The 19,234-nt window shown below is 53.8% G+C and carries 15 protein-coding genes; 9 read left to right on the plus strand and 6 right to left on the minus strand.

Translation table 11 applies throughout. The features are described 5' to 3' along the window. Positions 1 to 70 precede the first annotated feature (70 nt). Positions 71 to 3,790 carry a transporter substrate-binding domain-containing protein gene (locus HNR65_RS12275; protein WP_181551809.1) on the plus strand — a complete coding sequence of 1,240 codons (3,720 nt, stop codon included), beginning with the start codon at positions 71 to 73 and terminating at the stop codon, positions 3,788 to 3,790. Positions 3,791 to 3,866: 76 nt separating this feature from the next. Further along, positions 3,867 to 4,172 carry an encapsulin nanocompartment ferritin-likeEncB family encapsulin nanocompartment ferritin-like cargo protein cargo protein gene (encB, locus tag HNR65_RS12280; RefSeq protein ID WP_181551810.1) on the plus strand — a complete coding sequence of 102 codons (306 nt, stop codon included), beginning with the start codon at positions 3,867 to 3,869 and terminating at the stop codon, positions 4,170 to 4,172. A gap of 9 nt (positions 4,173 to 4,181) precedes the next feature. Here the strand turns inward: encB and HNR65_RS12285 are convergent, their stop codons facing one another. Beyond that, positions 4,182 to 4,499 carry a J domain-containing protein gene (locus HNR65_RS12285; protein ID WP_181551811.1) on the minus strand — a complete coding sequence of 106 codons (318 nt, stop codon included), beginning with the start codon at positions 4,497 to 4,499 and terminating at the stop codon, positions 4,182 to 4,184. Positions 4,500 to 4,524: 25 nt separating this feature from the next. Between HNR65_RS12285 and HNR65_RS12290 the strand changes: the two genes are divergently transcribed. The 3 genes from HNR65_RS12290 (at position 4,525) to HNR65_RS12300 (ending at position 8,539) form a co-directional block, all read left to right on the plus strand. After that, complete coding sequence (locus tag HNR65_RS12290) at positions 4,525 to 4,710, plus strand: hypothetical protein (RefSeq protein ID WP_181551812.1); 186 nt, start codon at positions 4,525 to 4,527, stop codon at positions 4,708 to 4,710. Between the two features lie 206 nt (positions 4,711 to 4,916). Next, positions 4,917 to 5,270, plus strand: coding sequence for a DUF5320 domain-containing protein (locus HNR65_RS12295; protein ID WP_181551813.1), 354 nt, complete (start codon positions 4,917 to 4,919; stop codon positions 5,268 to 5,270). Between the two features lie 191 nt (positions 5,271 to 5,461). Then, positions 5,462 to 8,539: a PAS domain S-box protein gene (locus HNR65_RS12300; RefSeq protein ID WP_181551814.1), complete on the plus strand. Its 3,078-nt coding sequence runs from the start codon at positions 5,462 to 5,464 to the stop codon at positions 8,537 to 8,539. On the opposite strand, the gene HNR65_RS12305 is transcribed toward HNR65_RS12300, so the two are convergent. After that, positions 8,522 to 9,325, minus strand: coding sequence for a response regulator (locus tag HNR65_RS12305; RefSeq protein WP_181551815.1), 804 nt, complete (start codon positions 9,323 to 9,325; stop codon positions 8,522 to 8,524). The genes HNR65_RS12300 and HNR65_RS12305 overlap by 18 nt on opposite strands. A 223-nt stretch (positions 9,326 to 9,548) precedes the next feature. On the opposite strand from HNR65_RS12305, the gene HNR65_RS12310 reads away from it, so the two are divergent. Both HNR65_RS12310 and HNR65_RS12315 read left to right on the plus strand, forming a co-directional pair. Continuing rightward, on the plus strand, positions 9,549 to 10,469 hold the full coding sequence (locus tag HNR65_RS12310) for a DMT family transporter (RefSeq protein ID WP_181551816.1): 921 nt from the start codon (positions 9,549 to 9,551) through the stop codon (positions 10,467 to 10,469). A gap of 319 nt (positions 10,470 to 10,788) precedes the next feature. Then, the gene (locus tag HNR65_RS12315; protein WP_181551817.1) at positions 10,789 to 13,761 is read left to right on the plus strand and encodes a transporter substrate-binding domain-containing diguanylate cyclase; all 2,973 of its coding nucleotides are present in this window, start codon (positions 10,789 to 10,791) and stop codon (positions 13,759 to 13,761) included. Positions 13,762 to 13,798: 37 nt separating this feature from the next. Here HNR65_RS12315 and HNR65_RS12320 read toward each other — a convergent pair whose 3' ends face one another. Both HNR65_RS12320 and HNR65_RS12325 read right to left on the minus strand, forming a co-directional pair. Then, entirely contained in the window at positions 13,799 to 14,866 is a 1,068-nt protein-coding gene (locus HNR65_RS12320; protein WP_181551818.1) for an oxidoreductase, read from the minus strand. 39 nt (positions 14,867 to 14,905) lie between these two features. Next, positions 14,906 to 16,084 (minus strand): FprA family A-type flavoprotein, encoded by a 1,179-nt coding sequence (locus HNR65_RS12325; RefSeq protein WP_181551819.1) that lies wholly within the window; start codon positions 16,082 to 16,084, stop codon positions 14,906 to 14,908. 194 nt (positions 16,085 to 16,278) lie between these two features. Here HNR65_RS12325 and mntA point away from each other — a divergent pair, with 194 nt between their 5' ends. Next, complete coding sequence (gene mntA, locus HNR65_RS12330) at positions 16,279 to 16,755, plus strand: type VII toxin-antitoxin system MntA family adenylyltransferase antitoxin (protein ID WP_181551820.1); 477 nt, start codon at positions 16,279 to 16,281, stop codon at positions 16,753 to 16,755. Further along, positions 16,752 to 16,880: a HepT-like ribonuclease domain-containing protein gene (locus HNR65_RS18175; protein WP_269750882.1), complete on the plus strand. Its 129-nt coding sequence runs from the start codon at positions 16,752 to 16,754 to the stop codon at positions 16,878 to 16,880. The genes mntA and HNR65_RS18175 overlap by 4 nt, the downstream gene beginning before the upstream one ends. Before the next feature lie 179 nt (positions 16,881 to 17,059). On the opposite strand, the gene HNR65_RS12335 is transcribed toward HNR65_RS18175, so the two are convergent. Next, complete coding sequence (locus HNR65_RS12335; RefSeq protein WP_181551821.1) at positions 17,060 to 18,412, minus strand: alanine/glycine:cation symporter family protein; 1,353 nt, start codon at positions 18,410 to 18,412, stop codon at positions 17,060 to 17,062. A 282-nt stretch (positions 18,413 to 18,694) separates the two neighbouring features. Then, positions 18,695 to 19,231 carry an HPP family protein gene (locus HNR65_RS12340; protein WP_181551822.1) on the minus strand — a complete coding sequence of 179 codons (537 nt, stop codon included), beginning with the start codon at positions 19,229 to 19,231 and terminating at the stop codon, positions 18,695 to 18,697. Positions 19,232 to 19,234: the final 3 nt, after the last annotated feature.

A 19,234-nucleotide genomic window follows, 5' to 3' on the forward strand; every position in this document is an offset into this window, starting at 1 on the left:
TTGGAACAAATCCGCCTTTTTTTGGGGTTGAAGCCGGGATGCGCCCGGGTTATGGTGTAAGAGACAGCCAATGATCCGGTTTACCTTTCAACAGAGGCTGTTTGCTGTGGGCATAATCAAAAAGGTACCGACTGCTGTGGGTTTTTCAATAAAGGCTGTAATGGGGTTTTGCCGCAAGGCCCTGTTATGGACCATGATTCTGCCGGCGGTTTTCCTGTTTGTTCTACCGGTTGTCGGCCGGGCCCAAACCCCTGTTCTTTCCGCATCAGAGATTGATTACCCGCCGTTTTGCTTTATGGATGACCAGGGCCGGGCAGACGGGTTTTCCGTTGAGCTCATGCGCGCGGCCCTGTCGGCAATGGACCGGGATGTGGTTTTCCGCACCGGGCCCTGGCATCAGGTCCGGGGCTGGCTGGAAGACGGAGAAATCCAGGCCCTTCCCCTTGTGGGCCGCACTCCGGAGCGCGAAGAAATCTTTGATTTCACCTTCCCCTACATGTCCCTGCACGGCGCCATAGTCGTGCGCAGCGGCACCACCGGCATCTGGAAGCTTTCTGATCTGGAGGGCCGGCAGGTGGCGGTGATGAAGGGCGATAATACCGAAGAATTTCTGCGGCGCAAAGATCGCGGCATTGACATCCGCACCACGACCACCTTTGAGAATGCCCTTTACGGCCTGTCCGAGGGCCAGTATGATGCTGTTTTCATCCAGCGCCTGGTGGCCCTGCGGCTTTTGCAGGAAACCGGACTCACCAATCTGGAAATCGTCAATAAACCCGTTGAGGAGTTTCGCCAGGATTTCTGTTTTGCCGTCAAAGAAGGTGACAGCGATACCCTGGCCCTGTTAAACGAAGGGCTGGCCCTTGTCATGGCAGACGGCACCTTCCGGCGCCTTCACGCAAAGTGGTTCGCAGCCATGCAGCTACCCGGCCGCCAGATTTTGGTGGGCGGGGATCACAATTATCCCCCGTACGCGTTTCTCGATGAAAACGGCCGGCCAGCGGGTTTTAACGTGGATCTGATCCGGGCCGTGGCCCGGGAGGTGGGTCTGGATATCCATATCCGGCTGGGCCCCTGGGAACAGATCCGCAACGCCCTGGAAAACGGTGAAATCGATGTGATCCAGGGGATGTTTTATTCCCCGGAAAGAGACCGGATTTTTGATTTCACGCCTCCCCATAAGGTGAATCATTATGTGGCCGTGGTGCGCAAAAACCACGGACCTGCTCCGGATTCGGTCGACGAACTGGAAGACATGCGCATTGTTGTCCAGGGCGGGGATATCATGCACGATTTTGCCCTGGAAAACGGCCTGGAGGACCGGATATCCGTAGTGGACGCCCAGGAAGACGCCCTTCGCCAACTGGCTCAGGGCCGGCATGACTGCGCTCTGGTGGCCAGAAGAAGCGCCTTTTACTGGATGGAGAGATACGGCTGGGATAACCTGGAGGTGGGCCGGCATGCGTTTTTGTCCCCCGATTACTGCATGGCGGTGAAAAATGGCCATCAAGCCCTTTTGGCCCAGCTGGGCGAGGGCCTTGAGGCGGTTGAGGAAAGCGGGGAATACCGGCGCATTTATCAAAAATGGATGGGGGTTTATCCGGGTGAAGATCCGGGCCTTGTTCAGATTCTTAAATACTCGGCAATGGTGCTGGGCCCGCTTCTGTTTGTGCTGCTGGCCTCGGTGGCCTGGAGTTGGTCGCTTCGCCGGCAGGTGGCGCGGCGGACCGCAGAAATTCAGGAAAGCGAGCAGCATTTCCGCAACCTTGCGGATTCCGGATCCGCCCTGATCTGGACCGCGGATGTGGAAAAAAAGTGCGATTACTTCAATCGGGCCTGGCTGGAATTTACCGGCCGGAGCCTGTCCCAGGAAAAGGGCGAGGGTTGGGTCCGGGGCGTGCATCCGGAGGACCGGGACCGGTGCCTTGAGATATTTCAAAGGGCCTTTGACCGGCATGAACGGTTTTCCATAATTTATCGTCTCCGCCGACATGACGGACAATACCGGTGGATTCAGGATGACGGCAGTCCCAGATATGATTTCAACGGGGAGTTTATCGGCTATATCGGCCATTGTCTGGATATCACCGATTTCAAGCGGGCCCAGGAGCGCATCGAGCATTTAAACAATGTCTTGCGTGCGATTCGGGATGTCAATCAGCTCATTGTCCGCGAACGCGACCCCGAAGCACTGATCCGGGAGGCGTGCCGGCTTCTGGTGGACAACCGCGGGTATGCCAGCGTGCTGATCGTGCTGGCAGATGACACGGGATATCCCGCATCCTGGGGCGAAGCGGGAATGGGAGAGGTTTTTCTGCCCCTCCAGGAAGCCCTTTCCAGCGGAGAGCTTCCGCATTGCTGCCGCCAAGCCGCGGAAGCCGGCCGGATCGTGATGATCCAGGACCAGGACAAGACCTGCGGCGATTGTCCCATTGCCGATCAATGCGCTGAAAGAGACGTCATGTGTGTGCAGCTCATCCACGCGGAAAAGGTGTTTGGCTATCTTGCCGTGGCCCTGTCCCACGGGCTCGGCCAGGACACCGAGGAGCAGGCGCTTTTTACGGAAATGGCCGATGATCTGGCCTATGCCCTGGCCGTACTCGAGATGGAAAAACAGCAGGCGGTATCCGAGCAGCAGCGGCAATCCCTTGAACAACAGCTCCAGCAGGCCCAGAAAATGGAGTCCGTGGGCCGCCTGGCCGGCGGCGTGGCCCATGATTACAACAATATGTTAAGCGTTATCATCGGATACGCTGAACTTGCCTTAGACAAGGTTGATCCGGCAGATCCCCTGCATGGGGATCTCGCCGAGATCTTAAATGCGGCAAAACGCTCCAATGATATCACCCGTCAGCTGCTTGCCTTTGCCAGAAAGCAGACCATCAACCCGGCTGTGCTGGATTTAAATCAAACCGTGGAAGGCATGTTAAAGATGCTGCGCCGGCTCATTGGTGAAGACATTGATCTTTCATGGCGGCCCGGCCCGGAGCTGTGGCCGGTGAAAATGGATCCCACCCAGATCGATCAGATCCTGGCCAACCTGTGTGTCAATGCCAGGGATGCCATTGACGGGGTGGGCCATATCACAATTGAGACCCATAATATCAGCATTGATGATCAGTATTGCCGGGATCACGCCGATTTTTTCCCGGGCGAATACGTGTTGCTGGCCGTAAGCGACGACGGTGCCGGCATGAACAGGCAGATGCTGGAAAATATTTTTGAGCCTTTTTTCACCACCAAGGAAGTCAGTAAGGGCACCGGCCTGGGGTTGGCCACAGTGTACGGCATTGTAAAGCAAAACAAGGGATTTATAAACGTCTACAGCGAGCCCGGCAAGGGCACCACTTTCAAGATCTATCTGCCCGGCCATACCGCTGCGGATCAAAGCCTTGTGACGGACAAACCTGAAGAAATCCCCCTGGGCAGCGGCGAAACCGTTCTGCTGGTTGAAGACGAGCCCGGGATCATGAAAATGGGTCAAATTATGCTGCAGCGACTGGGTTATGAAGTGTTGGTGGCAGACTCCCCTGCCGGCGCATTGACGCAGGCACGGGACCACGGCGCTCCGGTCCATCTGCTGATTACCGATGTGGTTATGCCGGAAATGAACGGACGCCGTCTGGCAGAAGCTGTTGAGTCCATATGTCCGGGAATAAAGGTGCTTTACATGTCGGGATACACAGCCGATGTGATCGCTCATCACGGGGTCCTGGACAAGGGCCTGCATTTTATTGAAAAGCCTTTTTCCATCCGGGAGCTTGCCGCAAAAATACGGCACGTCTTGTAAAAAGGCAAAACGGATTTTCTTTTTTAGCGGAAAAGTGAAATGCCATTTTAACCTGCAGTCAAAAAGGAGGCACGAAATGCCGGAATTCAGCAATCCCTTCACGCTGTTGAAAAATGATCGAAAACTTACCCCCCAGGAATTGATCCGCTCCATCCGCTTTATGATCGCGGCCGAGTATGAAGCCATTCAGCTCTACCAGCAGACAGCAGAAAGCACGGACAATGAACTGGCCAAAAAAGTGCTGCTTGACATCGCTGATGAGGAAAAAGAGCATGCCGGTGAATTTCTGAGGCTTTTGCGGGAGCTGGACCCGGAGGAGGAAAAATTCTATAAGGAAGGTTACGGCGAGGTTGAGGAGATGATTGCAGAGTTGAAGAAGTAGAGGCCTGTTTCAGCTGTTTTTGTCCTTTTTCCCCCAAACCGGATCATCGCCAAACCGTTCCATCCAGAGTTCTCCGGGGGAGCGGTGCCTTTTTACGGTTTGCTCGGAAAAACAGTATTTGTAATTGTTGCAGTAATCCATGAGGGTTTTGTAGGCTTCCGTGATCTGTCGGGTCATTTCAGCGGCCTTTTGCGGGTCCTGCGGGCAGCGGTCCGGGTGCCAGCGGTAGAGCAGTTCCCTGTAATTGGCCTTGATGTGCCCCATGGAGGCACATTCCGGAAGCCCGAGGGTCTTTCTGGCCCGGTTGATTGTATCAAATTTGCTCATATGAGTGCATTGCCATGATAAGGGCATGGATTTAGCGGCACATGCTGCCGGTTTTCATGCCCTTTATGTTTTTCCCGGTTTTTTTGGTTTTTTTCCGGCTCCATTCAAACGCTTTTTGTTTCAGACTGATTTTTTATTTTGCCCCCTGGTCTGCGTCCTGTCAACCCATCTGTTGGATTGGTTTATGGTATCAATTCTGCAATTGCCGTGAAAAAATGCATTGCAGATACGCAATGCATAGAAGATCCTTTTTTTCTTCATTTGAAATAAAATGATTAAAAAACAATATGTTACATTTTTATAAAATCAGGAGAAAAGTTTGGCACGGCCAATGCAAATAAGATTGATAAATACACAATCCGGTCAGTCTCAAGCGGGATGGCCGGAATCTGAAAAAATGAAAGGAGGTGTTTGATTATGCCAGCAGGAGATCGAACAGGTCCCATGGGAATGGGCTCCATGACCGGACGCGGCGCCGGATATTGCGGAGGTTTTGCTGCCCCTGGATTTGCCAATGCCGGGCCCGGCCGGGGTCCGGGTTTTGGTTTCGGCCGGGGACGCGGCTTTGGCCGGCGTTTTTCCGGCGGCGGTTTTGGATGGCGCAACCGGTTTTTCGCTACGGGTGTACCGGCCCGCACGCAGGGTGCGCCCTATGCCGCAGGCGATCCGGAAGTCGAAAAACAGGGTCTGAAGCAGCAAGCGGATGCTTTGCAATCCGAACTGGAGATGATCCGCAAGCGTTTGGATGAACTCACCGATACTTCGTCGTAAAATAGGTAACAGAGAAGGTTTAAACCGTGCAGGGGCACCCGGAAGCATCCGGATGCCCCTGTTTTGTTTGCCTTCAATTTATCCTTTGTCCTTGCCGGCAGGTGGGTTTTCGATTTGCGAATCTTGCATTTACGCAATATATTAAGTGATCAGGTGGAAATATATTGCCGGCAAAAACGGGGAAAACAATAGTGAGTCATCAAGCTTGCGCACTTGTGGCAGGGTATCCGGATCTGATGGCGCGTCTGGACGCGCAGCGGCGGTATACGTTTGTGAATGAAAAATATGCGCAGGTGGCCGGGATTCCAAAGAATCAACTTCTGGGCCGAATGGCCGGGCAGGTAAAGTTTTCGAAAAAATGGCTTCGATCCGTTCAGGCCGCCATGGATGCTGCCGCGCAAAAGGGCCAGACGCAGAAGCTGGAAGTGAAATTTGCAAAGCAATGGTATGACACCAGTATTGTTCCGGAATGCGATGGGTCCGGAAATCTGATTTCCTATATGATATTTGCCCACGACATTACCGAAATCAAGCAAACCCAGAACGCCCTCAAACAAAAGCAAAAACAGCTTGCCGAAAGCGAAGGCCGATTCCGCACAGTTCTTGAAAATTCCCTGGATGCCGCCTATCGCCGTGACATTCAAACCGACGCCTATGATTACGTAAGCCCTGTTATTGAGCAGATCACCGGGTTTTTGCCCGAAGAGTTCAGGGCCATGGGCACCGATGAGATTCTGGCCCGGATTCATCCGGACCATATCCGGGAGGTGGAGCGCAAGCTTGAATTGATTCAGAATTCTGACGGTTCCTCCGGGGTTCTGGAATACGCGTTTAAGGCCAAAGACGGCGATTACAGATGGCTGGCCGATTATTTCCGGATCATCCGGGATCAGCAGGGCCGCCCACTATACCGTATCGGTGTGATGCGCGATATCACCGGGCGGAAAGAGACCGAGGAGATGATGATCGCCTCTCTTAATACCGCTCAGCAGCGTGCCCGGGAGGCTGAATTCGAGCGCCGGATCATTGAGACGGTCATCAATAACGTGCCCGAGGGTTTTTTGCTGGTGGATGCCCGAAGCCTGAGCGTTTTGATGGTCAGCCGGCATCTGGCCGAATTTGCGGGAAAGGACCAGGAGGCGTTTAAAAATATCTCGCTTCAGCAATATTGCCGGTTTCTCAATGTTGCCGGTATGAACGGAGAACCCCTGGCTTTTGAACAGATGCCCATCTGGCGCTGTATCCAAAAAGGCGAGGTGGTTGTCAGTGAATATTACCGGCTGACCAACAACAAGGGGCAGACCATCACGGTTTTGGTCAATGCCGCGCCGGTGCGGGATGCAAATGGAGAGATTATCCGGGGCGTTGCCGCATGGCGCAACATCGAGCCTTTACAGCAGGCCGAAGACAAGCTGCGCAAATCCCGGGATGCGGCAAGGGCGGCCCGGGGAAAGGCCGAGGAGCGGCGCCGGATTCTTGAGGCCATACTCATGAGCATACCCGAAGGCATTGCCGTGATTGAAGCACCGGACGGCCAGTTGCGGCTTGTGAGCCATTATTATGAAAATTTTATCGGAATATCCAGAAAAGAACTCCACGCCACCAGCCTTGAAAAACGCATGCAGCATTATGCGGCAATGGAAAACGGCAGCAATATGCCTGTTGCCCTTGAGCAAACCCCTTCCTGGCGGGCGCTGAAAAACGGGGAGGTGGTCATGAACGAGGAATGGAGGATGGCCCGGCCCGATGGTTCGCAGTCCGTGGTTTCAATGATCGCAGCTCCTGTTTTGGATGACAGGGGGGAAATCACCCATGCGGTGACCAGTTTCCGGGATATTACAAAAAGCAAGGAAATGGAGGCTACCCTGCGGCGCAGGGAGTTTGAGTTTCGCACCCTGGTGGAAAATTCCCCGGATGTCATCGTGCGGTTGGACCCGCAGTTGCGGTGTCAATTTGTTAATGCCGCTTATGAGCGTATGACAGGCATCCCCAGGGAACGATGCGCCGGCCGGACGTGCAGGGAACTGGAAATGCCCGAGGCCTATTGTGCCATTTTGGAAAAAGAAGCAGGCAAAGCCATGAGCACCGGAAGGGAAATCAATACGGAGTTTGGTTTCCGGGGATTGTTTGAGCAGCGTTATTTCTGGGGGCGGCTGATTCCCGAGTTTGAACCTGACGGGCGGGTGCGCAGCGTGATGATGGTTGCCAGAGACATTACCGAGCGAAAAAAAGCCGAGGAACATGTCCGGTATGTGAGTTTTCACGACAGCGTCACCGGCCTTTATAACCGCGCCTATTTTGAAGAGGAAATCAAGCGGCTCGATACCGGCCGGAGCCTTCCGGTGAGTTTGATCATCGGGGATTTAAACAATCTCAAGCTGGTCAATGACACATTCGGCCACGAGGAAGGCGACCGGCTTTTGCAGAAAATTGCGGAAATATTGAGAAAAACCTGCAGAAACGAGGACGTGATGGCCCGGTGGGGGGGTGATGAATTTGCCGTCATCCTGCCGGACACCGGTGCGGCCATTGCCGGCAGTATTTGTTCCCGGATCAAAAGGCAGGCCGAGCTAAGCAACGGAACAGCGGTTGCGCCGAGCATCGCCCTGGGTTTTGCAGAAAAAAGCCGGACAGCCGATAATATCTACATGGTTCTCCGGCAGGCCGAAGAGCAGATGTATGAAAACAAGCTGGCCGAAAGCCGAAAAAATCAGGAGCTTGTCCTCTCCTCCCTGTTGCGCCGGCTGCGGGTAAAATGGCCGGGTCTGGACCGTCATGTGGAGCGAACCTCTGAGCTGGCCCAAAGGTTTGCAGAAAAACTGGGCTTTTCAGACAGTCAGATGGAGGATCTGGCTTTGTTTATCCGGCTTCATGACATTGGCAAAGCTGTGGTGCCAGACGATCTTTTGAGCAAATGCGGGGACCTTTCCAGTAGCGAATGGGAGCAGGTCAAACGCCATGCCGAAGCCGGCTATCGGATTACAAACACCTTTGGGGATACAGCCAGGATCGCTGAAGCCATTTTGAGCCAGCGGGAATGGTGGGACGGCAGCGGCTACCCCAGGGGGCTGAAAGGAAAGGAAATTCCTTTTCTTTCAAGGATGTTTTCAATTGTTGACACATTTGACACCATCACCCACCACCGGCCTTATGATCGGGTTTTTACCCGGCAGGAAGCAATGGAAGAGCTGCAGCGGCATGCGGGAAAACAGTTTGATCCCGCGCTTACCGAAGCCTTTGTCGAGTTTGTGTCAGCAAGCGTTCACTGAATTGTTTCGGATGGTGCTCAGCAGCTCTTGTTTATCACCGTTTTTTTTCAGATACTGGCCGGCCCCGGCCCGCTTGATTTCTTCAGCCTGATCCGAGGCGTCAAACATGGACAGCCCGATGATCCGGATATGCGGCATTTCGGCTTTGATGATGCGTGTGGCCTCGATTCCGCTCATCTCCGGCATGCTGATATCCATGAGGATCACATCCGGGTTGAGCTCCCGGGCCAGTTCCACCGCTTCTTTCCCATCCGCAGCCTCGCCCGTGACGCTGATGTCATCGTAGTTGGACAAAAGCATTGAAAGCCCCTGACGCATTACTTCATGGTCATCGACAAGCATGACTTCTGTTCGCGAATCGGCCGACCCTTTAATTGTTTTTTCTGCTGCGGTATCGAGCGGTTTCTGCCGATCCCCATTTCCGGGTGCAGCGTGGTGTTTGACCACCATGCAAACGGCTTTCAGATCATTGACGTTGAGACTGTGCATAGACGCACGGCACAAAATTTTATCACCGTTTCCCGGCTTAAAGTAAAACTCGCCTGAAACCTGCTCATGTTGATGGGCCTGACCAAGCAGGGCCATCAGGCGTTTCTGTTCATTTTCTGCAACAACATCGGTTATTGGCGTGCCAATTGTTGGTTTGGATGCGCTGTCGGCCAGGGCGGCAAACCTGCTGTTGCAATAAAGGATTTTGTGGTCTTTTGAGACTACAGCCAGTCCTTCCGTGGATTCTGTGCCCTGCTGGAAAATTTCTGCTCCGCTGTCCATATTGGTTTCAGTCATTATCGGCTTGTCTGTTGAATTGGATGGAGAGGCACGGTTTACGGCAAATGCCGGACGCTTTTTTGCTGCTGGAAATGACTTTTTAAAAGTCAAATCAAAATATTATATATCTTATTCAACGAATAATAGCAAATTTTCTGTTCCATGTAAATCCATTTTTTTATCTTGCTCCCGGACAGGGAAATGGCATAAATTTACGGGATATGTTATAGGTCTTTTGTGTATGCCCATCAAAACCACCACGAAATATGAGAATGACCGGCCCGGCAGAATCCCGCCCCGTCTCCAGGGTCTTTTAATGACCCTGGCAGGGGCGTTTTGTTTTTCCCTGGTGCCCATCTGGGTGCGCGCCATAGATGCCTATTCGCCCCTGAGTATCGTGTTTTACAGGGCGGTTATCGGTGTTGTTCCGCTTTTTTTATGGATTGCCCGCACCCCGGAGGGCCGGCGGGATGTGTCTTTGCTGCAGCTTGATGCCAAACACCGCTGGGTTCTGCTGGCAGCGGGCCTTTCCATGTGCGGCACAGCCATCACTTATTACCTGGCCATCTTAAACACATCCGTGGCCAAGGCGGTTTTGCTTCATTACACGGCACCCATCTATGTGGCCATTTTCAGCCCCCTTATCTTAAAGGAAAAAAACACACCCCTGACCTGGGTTGCCGTGGCCGCGGGATTTTTGGGAACAGCCTTGATTGTAGAGCCCGCAGCGCTGTTTCACAGCGATTCAGGTGAACTGCTGGGCATTGTTAGCGGGCTTTTTTCCGGGTTGTTTCTGTCCGGGGTGTTTTTGTTCGGCCGCTTTCTGGCCGGCCGTTTGCCCTCCCGGGTACGCACCCTGTGGGGCAGCGTGATCGTGGCGCTGATACTTCTTCCTTTTGGTGTTCAGGTCCCGGGGGGGCACTTCTGGCACAACCTGCCGTTTCTGATCATGCTGGGAACCGTTTCCCTGGCCCTTCCGTATACGCTTTTTTTTAAGGGCCAGAATTACATTTCCGCCCAGGTAGCCTCGGTGACCGCCTTGTTTGAACCGGTATGCGGCATTGGCATCGGTTTTTTGTTCTTTGCGGAAAAGCTCACACTTACGGGATTTATTGGTGCGGGTATCGTGCTGCTGAGTATCTCTATTGCGGGCCGGCGATAGGGCGGGGTGCTGAAGGCCTGCTCCGATGATCCACAGCTTTACATATCGCTTTAATTTTGTTATAAATTTGACGGCACCGCAAAAAGTCCAATATCTGCGTTACGCGCAATTTCTCAGAATTTCACGTGTGGCTAACGTGCGCTGCATTTTTCGAAATTGCGAAAGTCTTGATCTTAAACTTTTTACGGCGCTATCTAAAATCAGATTTTTACGAGAGCATCAAATTTCAGAATGTCACCGGGCATTGGTTTTATTGATAAAGCCGGGACGTTTACGGATCACCGGAAGCAGGTGTGCCCTGTCCCTGACTGGAAACAAGATGAATCGTTTTTGTACATCGCCTGTTTTTATCTTTCTGCTTCTTTGCCTTCCGGCTCTATTTCTCACGGCAACGGAATCTTTTGCCGAAAAAAGCCCGGCCGAAGGGCCGGGGTCCCTGCCTTCGGCTGTTTCTGTTCCCCCGAAAATTGAACTCAGCGCTGAAGAAAGGGGTTTTCTTGAAAGTCATCCGGTGATCCGGGTGGGAAACGAGGATGACTGGCCGCCTTTTGATTTCAGCGAGCACGGCCGCCCCAAGGGTTATGCCATTGATCATCTGGAGCTTCTGGGCCGGCGCCTGGGGATTTCCTTTGAGTATGTCAACGGCTATAGCTGGTTTGAGCTGCTGGGCCTGTTGAAGCAGGGCAAAATCGATCTTCTGCCGTGCCTGTGGATATCCGGGAGCCGGCAGCGGTTTATGCGTTTTACCGGATCCTACCTGGAACTGCCCTATGTCATTGTTGCGGCAAAGGAAAACGCAGGGAAATTTCAGACAGTAGAGAATCTCAGCGGCAAAACCGTTGCAGCCGCCCGGGGTTACAAGCAGGAAGAGGTGCTGCGCTCCGCATATCCGGAAATTAACGTATTTCAGGTTCAAAATACGCAGGAGGGCCTTGAGGCGGTTGTATACGGCGAGGCGGACGCCTACATCGGCTACCTTGGGACCGTGGCCTATCTCATGGCCACGCGCTTTCTGGGAAGCCTCCAGATATGCGGAGAGACCAGAAGCCCTGAGCTGGGTCCCCAGGGGCTTCACATGGCCGTGCGCCCGGAAATGGCGCTGCTTGCCGGAGTTCTCGAAAAAGCCATGGACACGGTCACAGACAGAGAAAAGGTGGAACTTGCGGAAAAATGGATTTCCGTGGAGCAGACCCGGGTTCCGGACCTGTCTGTTGGGGAAAAGGTTTTTTTGCGCAAAAATCCCGTGCTCCGGGTGGACAACATGGATAACTGGCCGCCGTTTAATTTCAATGACAGGGGCCGGCCAAAAGGTTTTTGTATTGATTATACGGAGCTTCTTGCAGACAAGCTCGGCGTGGAATTTGAATATGTTACCCGTCAGGGGTGGCAGGATATCATGGATATGCTGCAAAGCGGCGAGCTTGATTTTCTCTGCGATGTGGTGCCTACGCCGGACCGAAAAGCATACATGGAGTTCACCGATTCTTACCTGAACATTTTTTCCGGCATTGTTGTGCGCAGAGGAAACGCGAAATTTACCCGGCTCCGGGATCTGGCCGGGCGCAAAGTCGCTGTCCCGGAAGGGTTTTATTACCAGGAACTGCTCAACAAGCATTATCCTGAAATAGACATTGTTGCCCAAAAAGATACCCTGGCCTGCCTCAAGGCGGTTTCCTCCGGAGAGGCGGATGCGGCCCTGGCAGAGAAGCCGGTTTTTGATCACCTGATCCGGCAGCATTTTCTCACGGATCTCAAAAGCGTGCCGGTCATGGACAGCCCCTGGTTTGAAAACACGCCTTTATCCATAGGTCTCAGCAAGGATCGGGCCATACTTGGCGCTATACTGCAAAAGGCCATGGACAGGGTAACCCAGGATGAGATGGCCCGGCTCTACCGCCGCTGGCTGGACCGGGAGCAGGACGAGTTGGGCGGGCCCAGGGTGATGCTTTCCCGGCAGGAGCGCCAGTGGCTGGAAGAAAAGGGAGAAATCCGCATCTGCGGGCGGCCTTCCTGGCTGCCCTTTGAAGAAATTGATAAAAATGGAGGGCACAGGGGGATTTCAGCTGATATCATGGGCCTGCTGGAGGAAAGAATCGGCGTGCCCATCCGCTTTGTGCCCACAAAAAGCTGGAAGCAGAGCCTTGAGGCCCTGGAAAGCGGCCGCTGCGACCTGCTTTCCGCAGTGTCGAAAAGCCGCCGGGAAAAAGGCCCCTTTGTTGTGTCCAAGCCGTATATCGAATCTGTCAACGTGATGGTGGCAAGAGACGGACAGCCTTATATTCCGGATCTTCACGCCCTGGAAGGCCGAAAAGTCGGTATTGTGCAGGACAACCCGGTGGCGGATTATTTGCAGGATCAGTATCCCGGCATCCGGCTTCGTTTTTATCCGGACCTAAAGGGGGTTTTGCGGGCAGTGGCCAAAGATGAGGCTGAAATTGCGCTGGGCAGCCTGCACCGGGTCAGCTATATCCTGCACGAACTCGGGCTTTATGATTTAAAAATCGCGGGGCAGACCCCGTACAAGGAACAACTGGGCCTGGGCATTGCCGGAGACAACCCCGTCCTTGCCGCCATCATGGACAAGGCCCTGGAATCGGTTTCCGGCCGGGAGGTGAGCCGGATCACCCGCAAATGGCTTTCGATCCGGTATGACAAGGGATTTGATACGCTGCTGCTGTTTCAGATTCTGGGGGTTGTGGCTGTGCTCATGAGTCTGTTTGTTTTCTGGAACAGAAAACTGGCCCGCTTAAACCGGGATCTGGGCATTGCCCATCAGGCGCTGGCTGTTAAAAGCCTGGAACTGGAAAGGCTTTCAATCACAGATGCCCTGACCGGCATTTTCAACAGGCTCAAAACCGAAGATCTCCTGCTGGATGAAATCCGGCGTATCCGGAGAACCCGACAGCCGTTTTCCATTATCATGCTGGACGTGGATCACTTCAAGCAAATCAATGATTCGTACGGACATCAGACCGGAGACCATGTCTTAAAGCAGATCACTGATCTGTTGCATGCCAATATCCGTCAGGCCGACAGCATCGGCCGGTGGGGCGGGGAGGAGTTTTTGATCCTTTGCCCGGACACATCAATGAAAGGGGCAGTGATTTTGGCCCAGCATCTTCGCAATTCGGTTGCAGGGCTGCAGTTTTCCGCGGCCGGCCGGGTGACCTGCAGTTTCGGCGTGGCCGAATATCATCCGGGAGAAGGCATCACCCAGCTTTTGCGGAGGGTGGACCGGGCCATGTACCGGGCCAAGCAGCGCGGCCGAAACCGGGTGGAAGTTTTGGAATAAGCCGGTTCACTTCAGACAAGCCTTTTTATGGCCTTGTTTACGGCAGTGGCTCGTCGGTGTAGGCCACATTGGCTTCCTGCGGGGTGCGGGGCTCAAGGGGCCTGTTGTTGGCAATGTCATCGACCCAGTTGGCATTGAGCAGCAGGGATTTGCCGGATAAAACAATGTCTGCGTCCTGCAGGGCCTGGTCGGCTGTTTTGCGGTCATAGATCCCGCCGCAGATCATCAGCGGCTTGCCGGTTTTCTGCCTTGTGAGCTGTGCCATGTTTTGATCCGTTTCAAATGCCGGGTAGCTGAAATTCAGTGTGGAGACCGAAACGGCATCCACCGGCTCTTTGTCCAGCAAGCCGATGGTTTCCAGCCATTGGTCCTTTTCAAACAATGACACCTTCATGTCCACAACGCCCCAGTTTGATATCCGGAAGGTCAACAGCCGATCTTCGGGCATGACCTCGTGCACCGCACGGATAATCTGTCTGGCCAGCCGGAATCGGTTTTCGGTGGAGCCGCCGTAGTGGTCTGTGCGCTTGTTGGAATATGGGGATAAAAACGAATTGATCAGATAACCGTGGGCCCCGTGGACCTCAACACCGTCAAAACCGGCTTGAACAGCGCCTTTGGCGGTTTCGGCAAATCCGCGGATCACATGATCAATGTCAAATCGGTTCATTTCATCGGGCACCGGAAAAGGCTGTCCGGTGAGGGGGTTTTCCTGTTTGGGTGCCACCGGACTCGGGGCGATGATCCGGCCGGCGGGATTGATTTCCGGCCAGGCCACCCGGCCGCAGTGAAACATCTGCATGATTGCCGTGCTGCCGGCGTCTTTGATGGCCCGTACCACCGGCTTCCAGGCCTCGATCTGTCGCTGGGTGACCATCCGGGACTGCCGGGGATAGCCCTGGGCGCTTTCATAGTCTGTGAGCACGGCTTCGGTGAAAACAAGGCCCACGCCGTTTTGGGCCCGGTGCACCAGAAAGTCGAGCACATCCTGGCGCGGCACACTGTCTTTGACAGCAGACGTGCGCGTCATGGGCGCCACACCGATGTGGTTTTTCAAATGCACGTTTTTGATCCAAAATCCGGAAAACAAATCTTTTTCTGCCATGATGGGCTCCTTTGTCTTTTTTCGCCCGCCGGGGCGGATTCAGACGAGATCCAGGTCTTTGTGCTTTTTGGCAATGGCTGCGGCCATGTCATCGAGTGCTTTGAAATCGGATTGCGAGGCAAGGCCCTTGCACAAAACCGGATCAAGGACCTCCACTTTGAGGTTGCCGGTCATGGAGGCAAGGGTTTCCACGGTTTTGCCGCCCCAGCCGTAGGAGCCGAGAATGGAAAGAAATTTGGTTTTTGGCCGCAGGGCATTGGCCAGAAATGCGGCGTATGCGGCCATGGGATGGGGGCCGGCCAGCACCGTGGGCGTGCCCACCACAATGGTGGCCGCATCCACCAGGGACATGGCCAGTTTGCCGATATCGGTCACAGGCAGGTTAAACAGTTCCACGCGCACACCCTGATCTGTGAGGGCCGAGGCCAGGTGATCCACCATTTGCCGGGTGCTGCCGTGCATGGAGACAAAGGGCAGCACCACCAGGTTTTTGGGCGCACCGTTGACCCACTGGTCATAGGCATCCATGATCCAGCCGGGCTGGTCGTAGATCTGGCCGTGGCTCGGGGCGATCATGTCAATGTCATAGGGTTTGAGCTTTTCCAGATTTTTGGCGATGACTTTGCCAAACGGCATCATGATTTCGGCAAAATAGCGCTTGGCCGCCTCATATACCCGTCCCGGGTCGGTGACAAAAAGGTCGGATGTGGCAATGTGGGAGCCGAAAAAATCACAGCTGAACAATATGCGGTCTTGCTCCAGGTAGGTGACCATGGTCTCGGGCCAGTGCACCCAGGGGGTGTGGATGAATGTTAAGGTTTTATCCCCCAGAGACAATACATCGCCGTCTTCAACAGGGGAAAACACGCTTTCGTCGAGTCGGAGAAGGTCCATAAGCATGTTTTTGGCTTTGGGGGTGACCACCACCTTTGCTCCGGGAAATTTCTCCAGCACCCGGCCGATGGTGCCGGAATGATCCTGCTCGGCATGATGGGAGATGATGTAGTCGATTTTTTCTACCCCCCGGAGTTGCTCCATGAGCGTGTCTTCCATGGGCGGATCCACGGTGTCCAAAAGCGCGGTTTTTTCGCTTCCCTTGATGAGATAGGCATTGTAGCTCGTGCCGTCGGGCAGGGGGATCAGGGAGTCAAACAGCCGCCGGTCCCAGTCAATGGCGCCCAGCCAGTAGATGTTGTCCTTGATTTTTCTTTTTTCCATTATAATGCTCCTGTTTTTTGTCCCGGTCTTCTCTGCATGTGGCCGGATAGCAATTGAAATAAAAACATGAAATGAGTTTTAAGCCCATAATATAGCTTTGCCCACGGCAAAGGTCAAATCCACCCTTATCACCCCGGCTCAGGAATTCCTGTCTTTTGTCTTTTCGGTTCATTGCAACTTGATACGTATTTGAAATGCTGGACATATTTCGAAAAAACGGTCAAAAACACGGACAGGAACAGGAAAAGCGAAAGCCGGGCAGCAACATGGGCAACATGGATGAGAAAATCAAAAATTATTTTCAGCATAGAGAAGAGGTGGCTTCGGTTTACCTGTTCGGCTCCCGTGCCGCAGGAAGACAGATGGCCGCAAGCGACGTGGATATAGCCGTTCTTCTGCACTATAAATATCTTGCATCCGCAAACGCCCTTCAGGAAAAATACCTGGTTGAACTCGGCAGAATCCTGAAAAAAGATATTCACCCGGTAATGATGAACCATGCAGGAGAAATTCTGCTAAAGCAGATTCTGTCCAAAGGAAGGCGTCTCCTGGTGCGGGATTCATATTTCGACTCTTATTTTACAATGATTGCCGTCTCCAGGATTGCGGATTTCAATTATTACCTGAAACAGATGCAGGACGGCATGAAACAAAAGATTCTGGAGTCGTGAAAAAATGGTTGATCGTACATGAATACGGCAAGCTGGATTTTGAAAGGATTTACGGAAAACTCCAGGATGACATCAGGGATCTTGATGTGTTTTTAAAAGCCGTGATTCAGAAATTTAATTTGTAAGTTTCTAAGGATTCCTATGCATAACAAATCAGGGTCTTGAGTTTGCGCCCAGGGGTTGCGGCAATTCCATTAATGCACCCGGAAACCGCAGAAATGAGATAGCCGGCCACCTGCGCCCCGGGGGCGAAAGGTGGCCGACCCCTTGCCAATGCAGAATTTTAGCTGCTTTCCGGGAGTCTTTATCCCACGTCTGCCGGATAGACCCGCTTGGGATCGCTGAAGTATTCTTTGGTCAACCGGATGATGACCGGGCTTAAAAGGATCAGGGCGATGAGGTTGGGCCAGGCCATCAGGGCGTTGAATATATCCGAGATGGTCCAGACCGTGGATAGTTCCACATAGGCGCCAACCGGCAAAAGCAGGCAGTAAAGCACCCGGTAGGGCATGACCAGTTTTTGGCCGAAAAGATAGTCAATGCACCGGTCCCCGTAATAAGACCAGGTAATGGCCGTGGAAAAGGCGAAAAAGATGATGCCGATGGCCACAATGTATCCGCCCGGGCCGGGAAGCCCCATGTTAAAGGCTTTGGCCGTCAGGTCGGCACCGGTTTCCCCGGAGGTAAAAGCCCCTGTGATAATGATGACCAGGCCGGTCATGGTGCAGACCACAATGGTGTCAATAAAGGGACCGAGCATGGAAATCAGCCCGGCGCGCACCGGTTCGCTGGTTTTGGCCGCCCCCCAGGCAATGGGAGCGCTTCCCAGGCCGGCCTCGTTTGAAAATACGCCCCGGGCCACGCCAAAGCGGATGACCTGCGCCACAGCCGCGCCGGCAAAGCCGCCGGTGGCCGCCGTTCCGGTAAAAGCATCTGTAAAGATCATGCCAAAGGCGGCCGGAACCTCGCTGATATTGGCAAAGATCACCACCAGGGAGCCGATCACGTAAAACGTTGCCATGATGGGAACCAGCCGGCTGGCCACCTGGCCGATGCGCTTGATGCCGCCGACAATCACAAGAAAAACAAGGGCGCCGATGAGCAGGCCTGTCACCAGCTTGGGAATCCCGAAATAGGTCTGAACGGGTTCAGCCACGGAATTGGCCTGGACCATGTTGCCGATGCCAAATGAGGCCACGGCTGCAAACACGGCAAATAAGACCCCCAGCCATTTCTGCCCCAGGCCCTTTTCAATGTAGTACATGGGCCCGGCACCCACCACGCCGTCGGGGTGAATGGTCCGGTAATGCAGGGAAAGAAGGCATTCCCCGTATTTCAGAGCCATGCCGAAAACCGCGGTGACCCACATCCAGAACATGGCGCCGGGCCCGCCGATTGCCACGGCCGTTCCCACGCCGGCGATATTGCCCGTGCCGATGGTGGCTGAAAGCGCTGCTGTCAGGGCCTGGAAATGACTGATTTCTCCCTTGTCCTTTGGATCGTCATATTTGCCGGAGATCAGTTTCCAGGCATAGCCGAACTTGCGCAGCTGAATCAGCGGAACAACGATTGTCAGCAAAATTCCTGTGCCGACCAGAAGAACGATTGTTACAGGTCCCCAGACAAAACTGCTGATCATCCCAAGAATTTCTTCCATTCATACCCCCTTTTCATTTTGAGTCGGGTTCATGTTGGCGTGCGTTACGGCTCACAAAGGGTTGTTTCTTGCGGCGCTGCAGATTTTGGACGGGAAAAACGGCTGGCCGGGATTCTGCTGCTGCCGGTTGTCGTTCCGGTAAAAAATTGAAGATAATTTATAAAAAAAACAGAATGCTAACAGCTGGGACCAGTTGTTTTCAAAAGGATAGAAATATTTTGCTACTTCAAAAAACTATAGCCTCAAATCACCCGGATGTAAAGATATTTGATTTTTTTGTTTTTACAACCAGAACTCCGGGTAACGGCGGCGGGGGGCGAGATTGTTGACCAGGAGGGCGACTGCCAGCATCACAACAGCTCCGAGGCCGGCGGGAAGCAGCACGTACCAGAAGCCCAGGGCATGGATTTTGCTGCTCCCGATCACCGCGATCAGGGCAGTGGCCCCGCCGGGGGGATGCAGGGTTTTGGTGGCATGCATGGCAAGTATGGCCGTGGCAACCGCAACAGCTGCAGCCAGGGGCATGCTGGCCCCAAGCAGTTTGAATGCCGCCACCCCGATCACAGCGGAAATCATGTGCCCGCCCATGAGGTTTCTGGGCTGGGCCAGGGGGCTTCGGATGGCGCCGTAGATCAGCACCGCAGACGCGCCAAAGGAGCCGATGATCATCACCAGATCCGATTCTGCCAGTATTTTGTGGTGAACCAGGGCGACTGCCGCAATGCCCAGAAATGATCCCGCCCATGACCAGAGCATTTCCGAAAAGCTGACTCTGGGGGGACTTGTGGTAACACCTTTCATTTTTTTGAAATACTGCATGAT

Origin of the sequence: Desulfosalsimonas propionicica (assembly GCF_013761005.1) — a bacterium.
In the GTDB taxonomy this organism is placed as follows: domain Bacteria; phylum Desulfobacterota; class Desulfobacteria; order Desulfobacterales; family Desulfosalsimonadaceae; genus Desulfosalsimonas; species Desulfosalsimonas propionicica.

Coding starts and splice junctions, on each gene's coding strand:
- HNR65_RS12315 (WP_181551817.1), top strand. CDS start 10,789: ATGAATCGTTTTTGTACATCGCCTGTTTTTATCTTTCTGCTTCTTTGC.
- HNR65_RS12275 (WP_181551809.1), top strand. CDS start 71: ATGATCCGGTTTACCTTTCAACAGAGGCTGTTTGCTGTGGGCATAATC.
- HNR65_RS12335 (WP_181551821.1), bottom strand. CDS start 18,412: ATGGAAGAAATTCTTGGGATGATCAGCAGTTTTGTCTGGGGACCTGTA.
- mntA (WP_181551820.1), top strand. CDS start 16,279: ATGCTGGACATATTTCGAAAAAACGGTCAAAAACACGGACAGGAACAG.
- HNR65_RS12325 (WP_181551819.1), bottom strand. CDS start 16,084: ATGGAAAAAAGAAAAATCAAGGACAACATCTACTGGCTGGGCGCCATT.
- HNR65_RS12285 (WP_181551811.1), bottom strand. CDS start 4,499: ATGAGCAAATTTGATACAATCAACCGGGCCAGAAAGACCCTCGGGCTT.
- HNR65_RS12320 (WP_181551818.1), bottom strand. CDS start 14,866: ATGGCAGAAAAAGATTTGTTTTCCGGATTTTGGATCAAAAACGTGCAT.
- encB (WP_181551810.1), top strand. CDS start 3,867: ATGCCGGAATTCAGCAATCCCTTCACGCTGTTGAAAAATGATCGAAAA.
- HNR65_RS12305 (WP_181551815.1), bottom strand. CDS start 9,325: ATGACTGAAACCAATATGGACAGCGGAGCAGAAATTTTCCAGCAGGGC.
- HNR65_RS12290 (WP_181551812.1), top strand. CDS start 4,525: ATGGATTTAGCGGCACATGCTGCCGGTTTTCATGCCCTTTATGTTTTT.
- HNR65_RS12295 (WP_181551813.1), top strand. CDS start 4,917: ATGCCAGCAGGAGATCGAACAGGTCCCATGGGAATGGGCTCCATGACC.
- HNR65_RS12340 (WP_181551822.1), bottom strand. CDS start 19,231: ATGCAGTATTTCAAAAAAATGAAAGGTGTTACCACAAGTCCCCCCAGA.
- HNR65_RS12310 (WP_181551816.1), top strand. CDS start 9,549: ATGCCCATCAAAACCACCACGAAATATGAGAATGACCGGCCCGGCAGA.